Raw genomic sequence first — 13,927 nt, 5'->3', positions numbered from 1 at the left:
ACAATGCGCCTGAGTCGTTCGGCAGCACTGATCCCATTGCCTCTTTGCCTTCATTTCTCATGCAGCGAGTATTAAGCGTAGCCGTGAATCAGCATGAGAGTAATCACATTATTACCAAAAGCATTATCTTAACCGCAGAAACAAATGGGATTAAGATCGAGTCAAAACTAATTCAACGCAGAAATGCCGTTGATAGCAAAAGAATGTGCTTTTTCACACGTTAATTTTAGTTATTGACGATGCTAAAAATTTATCAATCTAACGTCCATTTTCAATCAAACGGGTGATTGAAACTACTTCAGAAAAATCCTATTCTAATCTGCTGAGGAATTAAAGTTGTGAACCTGTTAACAAATAGCGAGAACTTACACATTTCCCTTACGTTAACGCATTGACATTAGGAGAGTTATGCTCATTGCTGACAAATATGCTCTCTTTTCAATCAATATTTTTTGTCTGGCTAATTTATTTTTTTTGCGTTAACAAGAATCAATTTCAGAATGTAAAAGCGTGAAACAGCGCTAAGGCAATAATGACGACCGATAATTATTTCGCCTGGCGAGGCGAAATGGAAAATGAATTTCTGTCGCTAACACAAGTAGCGCATTTGAAATCGCTATTGCAGCAGCAGATTGAAAAGCTGGGTTTTGATTACTTCGCTTTTTTGGTTCAGCATCCGGTGCCTTTTACCCGGCCGCGCCTGTTTTTGTTTAGTACGTACCCGGAAAGCTGGGTAAAACGCTACGAAAATGAGAACTATTATACGGTCGATCCGGTGCTGCTACTCTGTCAGCGGCCGGGACGCGGTGTGGAATGGACGCGCGATTTATTTACTGGTGCGGGTAATTTATGGGCGGAAGCTAACGCCGCAGGATTAATGAGCGGCTTTTCCTGCTCAGCAATGGCACCCAATCGTACCATTGGTATATTATCTATTGCATCGACGCTTCACAGTAAGACCCAACACTTACGTGTACAGCTAGAGGTGAAACTGCATCTTCTGGCGGAACTGAGTTTGCGCGTGCTGAAGCGTCTGAATGATGATTCTATGGTCGTTTTATCTAACGATTTTAGTCAGCGCGAATTAGAAATTCTGAAATGGACGGCGGAAGGAAAAACGTCTGCGGAAATTTCACTTATTTTAGCCATATCTGAACATACGGTGAATTTTCACCAAAAGAATATGCAAAAGCGTTTTAATGTTTCCAATAAAACGCAGATTGCCTGTTATGCCGCAGCGGTTGGCCTGATATAGCGAAAACGCAACTACTAATTTTAGTAGTTCCTTCTCCAGTGTCAGTTGTCTACCCTGCGCGCAATGTTGCCAGGCTGGCTCAAAGAAATCATTGCATACATGGGGATGTCAGAGGCGCATGATGAAAGTAATTCAAACACAGCTTAAGGATATGCCGTCCTCACTGTTGGCAGAACTGGGAACGTATCGCTACAGCGTGTTTGCGCGCGGCGAAGGGTGGTCTATTCCACCACGATTAAGTACGCCAGGACAAGAGTACGACCGGTTTGATCGTTCAGATGTTACCTGGCTGATTGCCTGGAACGCACGTCAGGGTATTTGCGGTTGCGCACGTCTGTTGCCATGGCATGAACCTGAAGTGCCTGAGGGTTTTGTTCTGCCTTTCGATCAGGAAAAGGTTTGGGAAATGTCGCGCTTCTCGGCGCGCCTTGAAGTCGATGCAGAGCTGCCGCTGAGTATTTTGTGGCACTCTGTGCAATTAGCAGAACTGAGCGGCATGGAGTTTTTGATCAGTTCGGCGACGCCGATGCTTGAGAAGATGTTTGAACAGCATCAGGTGGTCTACGAGCCGCTTTCACCGGGCTTGATTCAATCTGAAGACAATCTGTTTGCTATTCGCATTCCGGTTGATCAACCTGCGCTGGCGGAGAAGTATCGTGGAACGCGACGCTTTAGCCCGGAAGAGGTGCTGCCATCGCTGGGTGTTTCAGTGAACTGGCAATCGCACAGCTAAATACCCCGCGCATCGCGCGCGGGGCATACCGCTTACTGACGGTAAGCGGTTTTGATTTGACGAATCGTATTATTAAACACTTCCGCCTGCGGCTTATCGCCTAACGAAGCTTGCACATAACGCTCCATGTTGATGATCACCTTACCGGCATCGGCCTGTCCCATTCCTTTCAGAATCAGCGTCACCATCATTTTCAGACAGGCGACTTCGTCTGCCAGCGCCTGCGTGTCTCGTGAAGTTGCGAAATCTTCATCACTCATAATTGACTCCTTGGTGGTATTACTCGATGTAGACACATTCTTCCTGTGCGTAAAAAGAGAGTATATCATAGGGTTGTCACACGAATTTTAATGTAGGCGAAGCGGTAAAAGCCAAACCGCTATTTAATTGCCCATTGCGCTATTCGTCAGCAATCATAATTAGCGTTGAGCTGATATTTATCCGGCAAACTGAGTGTGGCAATAAAATCGAGCTATAAATTATAACTTAATGATATTAGGTGTAATTTTACTTATCCATTTTTGCATGCTTTCGCCCGGTGCTATAAAAGCAAGATCAAAAGAATGTTATTGATTTGCATCATTTCATTTGAGATTTATCTGTGGCGATAGATGTTTTTTCCACCTGAAAACCGGTAAGATAGCCGCTCTGAAATATATTTCCCTTTCTTAACCTGCGGAGTACGTCCCGTTGATCAGCCTGCTTCTTGTTGATGACCATGAACTGGTCCGCGCCGGTATTCGCCGCATTCTGGAAGATATGAAAGGACTCGTCATTGCCGGTGAAGCGGCCTGCGGTGAAGACGCCGTAAAATGGTGCCGCAGTAATCCGGTTGACGTAGTGCTGATGGACATGAACATGCCGGGTATTGGCGGCCTGGAAGCGACACGCAAAATTGTGCGCTTTAACCCGGATATCCGCATCATCATGCTCACCATTCATACCGAAAATCCACTGCCGGCGAAGGTGATGCAGGCGGGCGCAGCGGGTTATCTCAGTAAAGGCGCCGCGCCGCAGGAAGTGGTGAGTGCGATTCGCTCGGTGCATTCAGGGCAACGCTATATCGCTTCGGATATTGCCCAGCAAATGGCACTTAGCCAGATCGAACCGCAAAAAGCCGAATCACCCTTCAGCTGTTTGTCGGAAAGGGAATTGCAGATTATGCTGATGATCACACGCGGGCAGAAAGTGACGGAAATCTCCGAACAGCTGAGCCTCAGCCCGAAAACCGTTAACAGTTACCGCTATCGCATGTTCAGTAAGCTGAATATCAGTGGCGACGTCGAGTTAACGCATTTGGCCATTCGACATGGCTTGTTCAATGCGGAGCCATTAATCAGTAGTGAGTAACGTCTTCAATTCCAAAGCCTTTCTCAGCACCGTGACCAGCCAACCCGGCGTCTACCGTATGTACGATGCGACCGGCACGGTGATCTATGTTGGTAAAGCCAAAGACCTTAAAAAGCGCCTGACCAGCTACTTCCGTACGCAGGTGGGCAGTCGCAAAACTGAAGTGCTGGTCAGCAACATCCAGAACATCGACGTCACCGTGACGCACACCGAAACGGAAGCGCTGCTGCTAGAGCATAACTACATCAAGCTCTACCAGCCGCGCTATAACGTGCTGCTGCGCGATGACAAATCCTATCCTTACATTTTCCTCAGTGGCGATAGCCATCCGCGTCTGGCGATGCACCGTGGCGCGAAGCACGCCAAAGGCGAATACTTTGGCCCGTTTCCGAACGGCTATGCGGTGCGTGAAACCCTCGCGCTGCTGCAGAAGGTATTCCCGATTCGCCAGTGTGAAAACAGCGTGTATCGCAACCGTTCTCGTCCGTGTTTGCAGTATCAAATTGGTCGCTGCCTTGGACCCTGCGTTTCGGGTTTGGTTAGCGAAGAGGAGTATGCGCAGCAAACCGATTACGTGCGTCTGTTCCTCGCGGGCAAAGATGATCAGGTGATCAATCAGCTGGTCAAGCGCATGGAAAAGGCCAGTGAGGAACTGCGTTTTGAAGAAGCAGGGATCTTACGCGATCAGATTCAGGCGGTAAGGCGCGTTACCGAGCGGCAGTTCGTCTCCAACCAAGGAGAAGACCTGGATGTGATGGGCGTGGCCTTTGATGCCGGCATGGCTTGTTTGCACGTGCTGTTTATTCGTCAGGGCAAAGTGCTCGGCAGCCGCAGCTACTTCCCGAAAGTGCCCGCCGATACCGAACTGACTGAAGTGGTGCAAACCTTTGTCGGCCAGTTCTATCTGCAAGGCAGTGAAGCGCGCACTTTACCGGCGGAAATCCTGCTGGACTTTAATCTGCCAGAACGTGAGCTGCTGGCCGAATCGCTTAGCGTGCTAGCGGGGCGCAAGGTGAATATTCAAAGTAAGCCGCGTGGGGACCGCGCGCGCTACCTGAAACTGGCGCGCACCAATGCGGCAACCGCGCTGGTCACCAAGCTGTCGCAGCACTCGACCATTCAACAGCGTCTGGCAGCGCTGGCGACGTTCCTCGAGCTCGACACCATTCATCGCATGGAGTGCTTCGACATCAGCCATACCATGGGCGAGCAAACCATTGCGTCGTGCGTGGTGTTCAACCGTGATGGCCCGCTGCGTTCCGATTATCGTCGCTACAACATTGAAGGTATCACGCCGGGCGATGATTACGCGGCGATGAATCAGGTGCTGCGCCGTCGTTATGGCAAAGCGCTGGAAGAGGACAAAATCCCCGACGTGATTATTATCGACGGCGGTAAAGGCCAGTTAGCGCAGGCGAAACAGGTGTTCGCCGAGCTGAATGTGCCGTGGGATAAAGATCGTCCGATTTTACTCGGCGTGGCGAAGGGCAGCGATCGTAAAGCCGGGCTGGAAACGCTGTTCTTTGAAGCGGAAGGCGAGGGCGTTTCTTTGCCGCCGGACTCGCCTGCACTGCATGTGATCCAGCATATTCGTGATGACTCTCACAATCATGCGATTTCAGGTCACCGAAAAAAACGCGCCAAAGTGAAGAACACCAGCGCACTGGAAAGCATTGAAGGCGTTGGACCCAAACGGCGCCAACAGCTGCTCAAGTATATGGGCGGCCTGCAACCGTTGATGAACGCCAGCGTCGATGAGATCGCCAAAGTGCCGGGAATTTCTACCGCGCTGGCGGAAAAAATCTACTACTCACTGAAACACTAACGTTGAAAGAGGGGGGGCAATGTAGGAACATACATGAAACCCTACTCACACCAGACAGTTACTGGCATATGCAATTTAACATTCCGACGTGTCTTACCCTGTTTCGAGTCGTACTTATTCCCTTCTTTGTCCTGGCGTTTTATCTGCCATTTCAATGGGCTCCTTTTGCTACTGCACTGATCTTTGTGATTGCTGCGGTCACTGACTGGTTTGATGGTTATTTAGCGCGTCGCTGGAAGCAGACCACGCGTTTTGGCGCGTTCCTCGATCCGGTGGCGGATAAAGTGCTGGTGGCGATTGCGCTGGTGCTGGTGGCTGAGCATTTCCACGCGTGGTGGATTACGCTGCCTGCGGCAACCATGATCGCCCGCGAAATCATTATTTCTGCACTGCGTGAATGGATGGCGGAGATTGGCAAACGCAGCAGCGTGGCGGTGTCGTGGATCGGCAAGGTGAAAACCACCGCGCAAATGTTCTCACTGTTTGCCTTGCTGTGGCGTCCTGAAGCCACGGTGGTAGGCGTGGGTGTGGTTGCGCTGTACATCGCCGCGGTGCTGACTTTCTGGTCAATGTTCCAGTATTTGAGCGCCGCGCGCGGCGATTTGCTCGATAGCTGATCGATGCGATTTAAAAAGCAGCAAACGGACGCAGTGTGTGGATAATTATATTGACTCACTGCGTCAGATAAGTAGAATGCATCGCATCGAACAGCAGCGAGTATGCAAGAAGCTGAGTGAAATCAGTAAGTTCGATGAAGAAATACAGAATCGAGTATTTCAGTTTGTAGCAAGGCAGCAACTGAACGAATCACAGAGAGCTTACTTCAGTAAGTGATCTGTGTGAGTGAAGGAAGCTAAGGCAGCAACAAATTGAAAGACGAAGATTATGCGGGAATAGCTCAGTTGGTAGAGCACGACCTTGCCAAGGTCGGGGTCGCGAGTTCGAGTCTCGTTTCCCGCTCCAAATTTAGTAATTCGTATTCAACGGATTACATATCAGATTAAAGGCGCGTTGGCAGAGTGGCCATGCAACGGATTGCAAATCCGTCTACCTCGGTTCGACTCCGGGACGCGCCTCCAATTTAAACCCTGCCCGGGTGGTGAAATCGGTAGACACAAGGGATTTAAAATCCCTCGGCTTATGGCTGTGCGGGTTCAAGTCCCGCCCCGGGCACCATATTCGCAGTTGATAAAACGAATAAAATAAAGCAATAAGCAGTAATGTCGTAACCGCCCAAGGGCGGTTTTTTTGTTTTTGTCTTTTACCTAAATCAATAAAAAACCCGGCAAAGCCGGGCAAGTCATTACGATTGCGGTTGTCCTACCGGACCTGCACCTTCGCTAGCGCCTGGCACCGGTTGGTTACTTGGCGCATGTGGACGACCATCGCCGCCGACCGCATCACTTTTGTGCATACAGCCCGCCAGCGAGACCAACGTTAACGTTACCAATGCTGCTTTTACTAAAACTTTCATCTATTGCTCCTCATAAATGAGCGATTGAGTAACCAATCTCTTAGAGATCAAAGGATTGACCTTAAGGTAAGCAAAGTCAGTGACAGCACATTACGCAAGCGAAGCGCGGTGTTAAGCATAAAAAACGCCGAATTTTCGGCGTTTTTCGTCTCAATCCTAATAATTGCTAACCCAGATTCCCACTCAGCCGCTCGCGGAAATCGCTGCTGCGGTTATCCAGCCCGATAAAGGTAACTTTCGCGCCATGGCGCTGATAGCGATATTCGATGGCATCGAGTGCCGCCACGCTGGAGGCGTCCCAAATCTGCGCATGGGTTAAATCGATGGTGACAGCTTTAGGATCGTGGCCGTAATTGAAGTGTTCAAACAAATCATTGCTGCTGCCGAAGAACAGCGGGCCGCGCACGGTGTAATTGACCTGTTCACCGTCGTCGCTCAACCGACGTTCAGCGTGAATCACATGGGCGATGCGGCGCGCAAACAGCATCATTGCCAGAATCACACCAACCAGTACGCCAATCGCCAGGTTGCCGGTCCACACGGTGACCGCCACCGTCAGCACCATCACCAAGGTTTCAGACCACGGCATGCGTTTCAGCGTTGCCGGTTGCAGGCTATGCCAGTTCACGGTTTTCACTGCCACTACCATCATAATACCCGCCAGCACCACCATTGGGATCTGCGCCATAATCTGGCTCAGTCCGGTCACTAATAACAGCAGCACGATACCCGCCGCGATAGTCGAAATACGCGTACGTGCTTTGCCCAGCTCGACGTTAACGATGGTTTGACCAATCATCGCGCAACCGGCGATGCCGCCATAAAAGCCCGCCAGAATATTGCCAACGCCGAGCGCCCAGGATTCGCGGCGTTTACCGGAAGGCGTATCAGTGATGTCATCCACCAGTTTGGCGGTCAGCAGCGATTCCATCAGGCCAACAAAGGCGATGCTCAAGGCGGTTGGCCAGATGATTTGCAGGGTGTGCAGATTGATTGGCACCAATAAGGTGGTGAAGCCAGGCAGACCAGCAGTCATTGGCCCTTCATCGCCGACATTTGGTACACGATAGCCGAGCAGCAACGCGACAGCCGTCACCACCACAATCGCGACCAGCGGTGATGGGACGCTTTTCAGCACTTTCGGCAGCAGCAGAACAATCGCCAGCGTGACGCCGAACAGTGCCCATACCAAAGCGGACTGGCCCCAAACGTGCGGGACTTGCGCAAAGAAGATCAGGATGCCGAGGGCGTTGACGAAGCCGATCATTACCGAGCGCGGGATATAGCGCATCATGCGCGACAGTCCAGCGAGTCCAAAAATAATCTGGATAACGCCGCCCATAATCACGGCGGGCAGAATGTATTCGACGCCGTGCGCATGCACCATCGGGCCGATCACCAGCGCCACCGAACCGGCTGCAGCGGTAACCATCGCCGGGCGGCCGCCGAGAATCGACAGCGTCAGGCACAGCACCACCGAGGCCACAAGGCTGACTTTGGGATCGACACCGGCAATCACGGAGAAGGAGATCACTTCAGGGATCAGCGCCAGCGCGGTAATAATGCCGGCCAGACACTCGCGGGTTAGCAGGGCGGGCGAACGTAATACGCGCCCCACGGTGATATCGCTCTCCACCGCAGTGGCGCGCTCAGTTGGTTGGCTCATAGATTGTGCAGGCTCTTTTATTATTGTGCGCATACCGTCGCGGTACGGCAGTAACCAGTTAGAATTTTCGAGAGAGGATGTTACCGGGCAATAAGGTAAGACGCTAGCGCGTTGGGACAGGTGAGGGTGATTCCATCCCTGGAATCCGGCTTTAGACCGCGAGATCGTCAGGTGTTTTATTCACAACCAATTCTAGCAGGTGGCGATAAATATCCAGCTGAATCACATCGCTTTCCATCTCAAGACGGTTAATCAGCGATGCAATAATCGCTTTATTGGAAACCGGCATACCGGCTTGCAGGATTTCGGCGATGATCTGCCCGAAAACTTCCATCTCACTGCTGTCGCTGTTTCCGGCCAGTTTGAAGTAGTCAGCGATGGCAGCGCTACTGTTTGCGGCGTTTTGCATATGTGAAGCCCTTAAGATCGGCCTGATGGCAATGTGCCTTCAGCTCCATGATGAAAAAACGTGCACGCGGACAGGCGCGCACCACCCAACTCATCAACCAACGCAAAAAGACACCTCTGAAGGTGGAAATCCACAACACCTTCAGAGGCGACGCAAAGTGCATCATTCGTTACGGAGCCATCAGCTGGCTCGCGGTATGTAAACTTATACAATCTGAAGCAACTTGTACAACTAGTAACTTAAGCAATTTGTGCTAATTCATATTTAACAATGACTTATAATTTGTAATGTTTTCTGAAATCTATACAAACCTATGCAGGAACAGCAGAAATTTCCGCGAGTTGTACAACTGATACAGAAAGCTGGAGATTTTTTGCCGTGCCCACTACGTTTGCTGATGTAAGCGAGGTTTTCATTGGTGAGCGGCTTCGCCTATAATAACGCTCCCGTTTAGTTAGATACCTAACCATTAGGCCACTACGTTTTGAGCGACTATCCGCAACCCTTTTCTCGTTTGCTGCATCTCACCGCGCACGCGTGGCGTTTGGCCGTTGATCGTCGCCTCAAAGAGAGCGGATTAAGTATGAGCAGCTGGATGGCGATTGCCAGCGTGGCTACCGCCGCCGAGCCGCCAACGCAAAAAGCCCTGGCGCAATTGCTCGGTCTTGAAGAGGCCAGCGTCGTGCCCTTGGTCGATCGCCTGGTGAAGCAACAGCTGTTGGCGCGCGTGCAGCCGCTGGAAGATCGCCGTAAGCGCCTGCTGATTCTGACAGAACAAGGCAGCGTGGCCTTTGCCGAAGTGAAAACCCAGGCCGATGCGCTACGTGCGCAGTTGCTGGCGGATATCGATCCCGAATCGCTGGCGATAACGGAACAGGTGCTGAAACAACTGCTGGCGCGTCTGGGAAGTGTTTAACCGTGGCGAAACGTAATCCTTATGCCCCACGCGAATGGCTGCCACATGAAAAGCCGATGCTGCCGGGCTCGCCCTCAACGCCGCTGCATTCGCCCTCGAAGCGCATCGCGTTTGGCATCATCGGCTTACTGATCTCCCTTACCGGTGCGCTGAGTAACGCGTTGGTATCTGCCAACCTCACCAATCTGCAAGGCACTTTTGGCGCCTATAGCAATGAAATCGCCTGGCTGCCTGCGGTGTATGTGATGGGCAACATCTCCATCAACCTGTTGTTGGTGAAGTTCCGCCAGCAGTTTGGTCTGCGGCTGTTCACCGAAGCGTTTCTGGTGCTGTATGTGATCGTGGCGTTTTTCCACCTGCTGGCCAACGATCTCAGCTCAGCCATCATTGTGCGCACCGCGCACGGCATGGTCGGCGCGGCGCTGAGTTCGCTCGGCATTTATTACCAGATTCAGGCGTGGCCCGCGAAGCATCGGCTTAAAGCGTTGGTGATCGGTATCACCGCGTCGCAGCTGGCGATTCCGCTGGCACGATTGTTTTCCACCGAACTGCTGCAGCTGCAAGAGTGGCGCGGTTTGTACCTGTTTGAACTCGGTCTGGCGCTGATCTCGCTGGGCTGCGTGCTGGTGGTGAAACTGCCGCCCGGCGACCGCATCAAAGCGTTTGAAAAAATGGATTTCCTCACCTTCATGCTGATGGCGCCGGGCATGGCGCTGTTGTGTGCGGTGCTGTCGCTGGGACGCATCGAATGGTGGTTTAGCACGCCGTGGCTCGGTGTGGCATTGGCGCTGGCGCTGGTATTGATCGTGGCGGCGATCGTCGTCGAGCACAATCGCAAGAATCCGTTGATCAACACGCGTTGGCTAAGCAACGGCATGATTGTGCGGCTCGGCATTGTGATGATCATGATGCGTATTCTGCTGGCTGAACAAAACACCGGTGCGGTCGGCTTCCTGCAGCAACTCGGTTTACTCAACGATCAGATGCGCGGTCTGGCGTTAGCGATCATCGCCGGGGTAATTTGCGGCATGATCGCCAGCGCGTTAACCATCAAGCCTACGCATCTGAGCTGGCCGATTGTCGCGTCGCTGGTGGTGATGATCGTCGCCTCACTCATGGATGCGCAATCCAGCCCGTTGACGCGTGCCAACAATCTTTACTTTAGCCAGTTTTTACTCGGCTTTGGCAGCGCCTTCTTCCTCGGGCCCGCCATGCTGCTGGGGATTGGCGGCGTGGTGACGCAGCCGAAAAACCTGGTGAGTTTCTCGGTGCTGTTTGGCATGAGCCAGAACTTAGGCGGTTTGATCGGCGCGGCCATTCTCGGCACGTTCCAGACGTGGCGCGAAAAGTATCACTCCAGCTTGTTGGGCGATCAGCTGTCGCAGCTCGATCCCAACGTCACCGAACGCCTCAGCCAGTACAGCTCGCTGTTTAGCAGCCAGTTGCCGGATAGCGTGCTACTCAGCGCGCAAAGCAGCAGCCAGCTGCAAACGGTGGCAACACTGCAAGCTAACGTGCTGGCCTATAACGACACCTATCTTCTTACCGCCGCGCTGGCCTTCATCACCTTAATCTGGGTGTTGTATCGCCTGACGCGTTTACGCTATATCAACTGGCGTCAGACCAAAATGAATGCGGCACAACCAGTAACCCCGACGGAGAATTCATGAGCCAACAGGACGACATTCAGGCGGCAGAGCGCGAGCGCACCAACCGCCGACGCATTCTTTCCATCGCCGCCGGCAGCGGCATTGTTATCGTCGGCGTACTGGTGATTCTGTATGCCTGGCAGCTGTGGCCGTTCACCAGCACCGTTCAGTCGACAGAAAACGCCTACGTGCGCGGCCAGGTGACCTTTATTAGCCCGCAGGTGAATGGCTATCTGACGGAGGTTAACGTGGTGGATTTGCAGCCGGTGACCAAAGGCCAGCTGCTGATGACCATTGACGATCGCATCTACCGTCAGCGCGTGCATCAGGCGCAGGCGCAGTTGGATATGAAAATCGCTGCGCAGAATAATAACCAGCAGCAGCGTAAAAGTGCCGAAGCCAACATTCTCAGCAACAAAGCCGCACTGGAAAATGCCAAAGCGCAGGCGCTGAAAAGCAGCCTCGATCTCAAGCGTGTAGAAAATCTGGCGGCTGACGGCTCGCTGTCGGTACGTGAACGTGACGCTGCGCGCGCGGCGAATGCCCAGGCACAGGCGCAATTGCGTCAGGCGGATGCGCAGGTCGCCGTTTCACAACAGAATCTGCAAACCGTGGTGGTAAATAAGGCTTCACTGCAAGGCGATGTCGCCAGTGCGCAGGCGGCGTTAGAGCTGGCAAACATCGACCTGACGAATACACGCATCATCGCGCCGGACAGCGGCCAGCTTGGCCAGCTGTCGGTGCGTAAAGGCACTTATGTTACCGCTGGCACGCGTTTGACTTCGGTGGTGCCGGAAAATAAATGGATCATCGCCAATTTCAAAGAAACCCAGCTGGCACGCGTGCGTCCCGGCTTACCGGTGAACATCCGCGTCGATGCGTTAGACGGAAGGCATTACGATGGCCGCGTCGAGTTTATCTCGCCTGCCGCCGGTTCCGAATTCAGCGCTATCTCGCCGGATAACGCCACCGGCAACTTTGTGAAAATTGCCCAGCGTATTCCGGTGCGCATCAAAATTCTTGACGACGATCTGCACGCGCTGCGTCCTGGCATGTCGGTGGAAGTGAGCATTGATACCGCCGCTGAACCGCACAAGGATGCGCCATGAAGCGCTTACTGTTAGCCACGTGCGTGGCATTAATGGTGGGCGGCTGTGCGACGGAAGTGGATAAAGCGCCGTCATCGTTGCCGATTCCCGATAGCTGGCGTCAGCAGGTTGGCCCGCATGCGCTGCTGGAAGCGCAGTGGTGGCAGAACTTTGGCGATGCCGATCTCAATCGTCTTGTCACGCTGGCGTTGCAGCACAACAGCGATATTCTCACGGCGCGTTCACGCGTGGATCAATACCGTGCCGAATTACGTGCCGCGCAGGGCGATAATTTCCCGACGCTGTCGGCGGGCGTTGCGGCTACGCATCAACGTGCGCTGTCGGCGGCGACCGGTCAGCCCTATGAAAACGCGGTGTTTCAGGGGTTGCTGCAGGCCAACTATGAAGTGGATTTATGGGGCAGCCGCAGCAACAGCATTCGCGCCGCGCAAGCTTCGCTGGATGCGCAGCGTGCCGCCGCGTCTGCCGCTGAGCTCACCGTCGCCAGTTCGGTGGCATCGGGCTATCTTAGCTTGTGCGCACTCGATGAGCAGCTACGCGTCACAGAAGCCACGTTAGCCACGCGCGAAAACTCGCTCAACCTGGCGCAGCGCCAGTTTGAAACTGGCTACACCTCGCGTCTCGAATGGATGCAGGCCGCCTCAGAATATCAAACCGCTAAAGCGCAGATCCCGCAGTTGCAGCATCAGATCGAGCAGCAGGAGAATGCGCTCAGTGTGCTGGTGGGCATGAACCCGCGTGAAATTGCGCGCAGTAGCCAGTTCGACCATATCAAACCGCAAACCTTGCCATCGCTGCTGCCGTCGCAGTTGCTGAATCGCCGGCCGGATATCGTGCAGGCGCAGCGCCAGCTGCTGGCCGCCGACGCGTCACTGGCGTCATCCCAGGCCAAACTGTTGCCGTCGCTTAATCTCACCGCCAGCGGCACCCTGCAAAGCGGTGAACTGCATCAGCTGTTGGATAATCCGTTCCGTTTGTGGAGCATCGGCGGCAGCATTCTGGCACCGCTGCTGAATCGCGAAGCGCTGACTGCTCAGGTTGATGTGGCGATGGCAACGCGCAATCAGGCGCTTTATGGCTATGAGAAAGTGGTGCGCAATGCGTTCTCCGATGTTGATAACGCGCTGGATGCCATTCGCCGCAGTCAGGAGCAGCTTGAAGAGTTGCAGAAGCAGGAAGGTTATGTGGCGGAAGCGTATCGCATTGCGCATAACCGCTATCAAAACGGTTACGCCTCCTATCTCGATGAGCTCGACGCCCAGCGCACGCTGTTCAGCACGCAGCTCAATATCGTGTCAGTGAAAAATACGCTGCTGCTGGCACAAATCGATCTTTATCGTTCGCTCGGTGGCGGCTGGCAGGATTAAACATCATGCGACAAGGCCATTTTTCGGTAGAAATTCAGCCGTAAAATGGCCTGCGTCTGGTTTTAAATCGGCGATAAACGATTCTTAAGTGATTCATGCTTCTTTTTACTTGTCTTTACAAATAATGTTATTATCCGCCCGCTTTACACAGTCTGAACGGAACAGTGTTGGTAA

13 protein-coding genes and 3 tRNA genes are annotated in these 13,927 nt (G+C 53.0%); 12 read left to right on the top strand and 4 right to left on the bottom strand.

Features of this window, described 5'->3' with window-relative positions; translation table 11 throughout:
* Nucleotides 1-532 precede the first annotated feature (532 nt).
* Entirely contained in the window at nt 533-1,255 is a 723-nt protein-coding gene (gene sdiA, locus PanJK_RS03205; protein WP_256696141.1) for a transcriptional regulator SdiA, read from the top strand.
* A 121-nt stretch (nt 1,256-1,376) separates the two neighbouring features.
* The gene (locus tag PanJK_RS03200; protein WP_256698392.1) at nt 1,377-1,988 is read left to right on the top strand and encodes an acyl-homoserine-lactone synthase; all 612 of its coding nucleotides are present in this window, start codon (nt 1,377-1,379) and stop codon (nt 1,986-1,988) included.
* A 32-nt stretch (nt 1,989-2,020) separates the two neighbouring features.
* Here PanJK_RS03200 and PanJK_RS03195 read toward each other — a convergent pair whose 3' ends face one another.
* Nucleotides 2,021-2,248 carry a DUF2594 family protein gene (locus PanJK_RS03195; protein WP_007887303.1) on the bottom strand — a complete coding sequence of 76 codons (228 nt, stop codon included), beginning with the start codon at nt 2,246-2,248 and terminating at the stop codon, nt 2,021-2,023.
* A gap of 430 nt (nt 2,249-2,678) precedes the next feature.
* On the opposite strand from PanJK_RS03195, the gene uvrY reads away from it, so the two are divergent.
* From uvrY to PanJK_RS03165, 6 genes are all read left to right on the top strand, one after another.
* Nucleotides 2,679-3,338, top strand: a complete 660-nt coding sequence (gene uvrY / locus PanJK_RS03190) for a UvrY/SirA/GacA family response regulator transcription factor (RefSeq protein ID WP_008102320.1) — start codon at nt 2,679-2,681, stop codon at nt 3,336-3,338.
* Nucleotides 3,331-5,163: an excinuclease ABC subunit UvrC gene (uvrC, locus tag PanJK_RS03185; RefSeq protein ID WP_265297119.1), complete on the top strand. Its 1,833-nt coding sequence runs from the start codon at nt 3,331-3,333 to the stop codon at nt 5,161-5,163. Before uvrY ends, uvrC begins: the two co-directional genes overlap by 8 nt.
* Before the next feature lie 68 nt (nt 5,164-5,231).
* Nucleotides 5,232-5,780, top strand: a complete 549-nt coding sequence (gene pgsA, locus PanJK_RS03180; RefSeq protein WP_265297118.1) for a CDP-diacylglycerol--glycerol-3-phosphate 3-phosphatidyltransferase — start codon at nt 5,232-5,234, stop codon at nt 5,778-5,780.
* Between the two features lie 270 nt (nt 5,781-6,050).
* Nucleotides 6,051-6,126, top strand: a tRNA-Gly gene (locus PanJK_RS03175).
* Nucleotides 6,127-6,168: 42 nt separating this feature from the next.
* Nucleotides 6,169-6,242, top strand: a tRNA-Cys gene (locus PanJK_RS03170).
* Nucleotides 6,243-6,253: 11 nt separating this feature from the next.
* Nucleotides 6,254-6,339: transfer RNA gene (locus PanJK_RS03165), tRNA-Leu, on the top strand.
* A 127-nt stretch (nt 6,340-6,466) separates the two neighbouring features.
* Here PanJK_RS03165 and PanJK_RS03160 read toward each other — a convergent pair.
* The 3 genes from PanJK_RS03160 to PanJK_RS03150 form a co-directional block, all read right to left on the bottom strand.
* Nucleotides 6,467-6,637, bottom strand: coding sequence for a hypothetical protein (locus PanJK_RS03160; RefSeq protein ID WP_265297117.1), 171 nt, complete (start codon nt 6,635-6,637; stop codon nt 6,467-6,469).
* Between the two features lie 166 nt (nt 6,638-6,803).
* Nucleotides 6,804-8,303: a SulP family inorganic anion transporter gene (locus tag PanJK_RS03155; RefSeq protein WP_265297116.1), complete on the bottom strand. Its 1,500-nt coding sequence runs from the start codon at nt 8,301-8,303 to the stop codon at nt 6,804-6,806.
* Nucleotides 8,304-8,454: 151 nt separating this feature from the next.
* On the bottom strand, nt 8,455-8,712 hold the full coding sequence (locus PanJK_RS03150; RefSeq protein WP_008102310.1) for a biofilm/acid-resistance regulator YmgB/AriR: 258 nt from the start codon (nt 8,710-8,712) through the stop codon (nt 8,455-8,457).
* Nucleotides 8,713-9,196: 484 nt separating this feature from the next.
* Between PanJK_RS03150 and PanJK_RS03145 the strand changes: the two genes are divergently transcribed.
* The 4 genes from PanJK_RS03145 to PanJK_RS03130 are packed head-to-tail and all read left to right on the top strand — an operon-like array spanning nt 9,197 to nt 13,753.
* Nucleotides 9,197-9,628 carry a MarR family winged helix-turn-helix transcriptional regulator gene (locus PanJK_RS03145; protein WP_265297114.1) on the top strand — a complete coding sequence of 144 codons (432 nt, stop codon included), beginning with the start codon at nt 9,197-9,199 and terminating at the stop codon, nt 9,626-9,628.
* 2 nt (nt 9,629-9,630) lie between these two features.
* Complete coding sequence (locus PanJK_RS03140) at nt 9,631-11,298, top strand: MFS transporter (protein ID WP_256696151.1); 1,668 nt, start codon at nt 9,631-9,633, stop codon at nt 11,296-11,298.
* Complete coding sequence (locus PanJK_RS03135) at nt 11,295-12,386, top strand: HlyD family secretion protein (RefSeq protein ID WP_265297113.1); 1,092 nt, start codon at nt 11,295-11,297, stop codon at nt 12,384-12,386. The genes PanJK_RS03140 and PanJK_RS03135 overlap by 4 nt, the downstream gene beginning before the upstream one ends.
* Complete coding sequence (locus PanJK_RS03130; protein ID WP_265297112.1) at nt 12,383-13,753, top strand: efflux transporter outer membrane subunit; 1,371 nt, start codon at nt 12,383-12,385, stop codon at nt 13,751-13,753. The genes PanJK_RS03135 and PanJK_RS03130 overlap by 4 nt, the downstream gene beginning before the upstream one ends.
* Nucleotides 13,754-13,927: the final 174 nt, after the last annotated feature.

It is taken from the genome of Pantoea sp. JK, from assembly GCF_026130245.1.
GTDB classification, from domain to species: Bacteria; Pseudomonadota; Gammaproteobacteria; order Enterobacterales; family Enterobacteriaceae; genus Pantoea; species Pantoea trifolii.
The sequence above is the reverse complement of the archived record's forward strand: the minus strand, read 5'-3'. Positions and strand labels throughout refer to the sequence as shown.

Excerpts from the sequence above, each read along its gene's own strand:
- sdiA (WP_256696141.1), top strand. The coding sequence starts at position 533 with ATGACGACCGATAATTATTTCGCCTGGCGAGGCGAAATGGAAAATGAA.
- PanJK_RS03200 (WP_256698392.1), top strand. The coding sequence starts at position 1,377 with ATGAAAGTAATTCAAACACAGCTTAAGGATATGCCGTCCTCACTGTTG.
- PanJK_RS03195 (WP_007887303.1), bottom strand. The coding sequence starts at position 2,248 with ATGAGTGATGAAGATTTCGCAACTTCACGAGACACGCAGGCGCTGGCA.
- pgsA (WP_265297118.1), top strand. The coding sequence starts at position 5,232 with ATGCAATTTAACATTCCGACGTGTCTTACCCTGTTTCGAGTCGTACTT.
- PanJK_RS03160 (WP_265297117.1), bottom strand. The coding sequence starts at position 6,637 with ATGAAAGTTTTAGTAAAAGCAGCATTGGTAACGTTAACGTTGGTCTCG.
- PanJK_RS03155 (WP_265297116.1), bottom strand. The coding sequence starts at position 8,303 with ATGAGCCAACCAACTGAGCGCGCCACTGCGGTGGAGAGCGATATCACC.
- PanJK_RS03150 (WP_008102310.1), bottom strand. The coding sequence starts at position 8,712 with ATGCAAAACGCCGCAAACAGTAGCGCTGCCATCGCTGACTACTTCAAA.
- PanJK_RS03135 (WP_265297113.1), top strand. The coding sequence starts at position 11,295 with ATGAGCCAACAGGACGACATTCAGGCGGCAGAGCGCGAGCGCACCAAC.
- PanJK_RS03130 (WP_265297112.1), top strand. The coding sequence starts at position 12,383 with ATGAAGCGCTTACTGTTAGCCACGTGCGTGGCATTAATGGTGGGCGGC.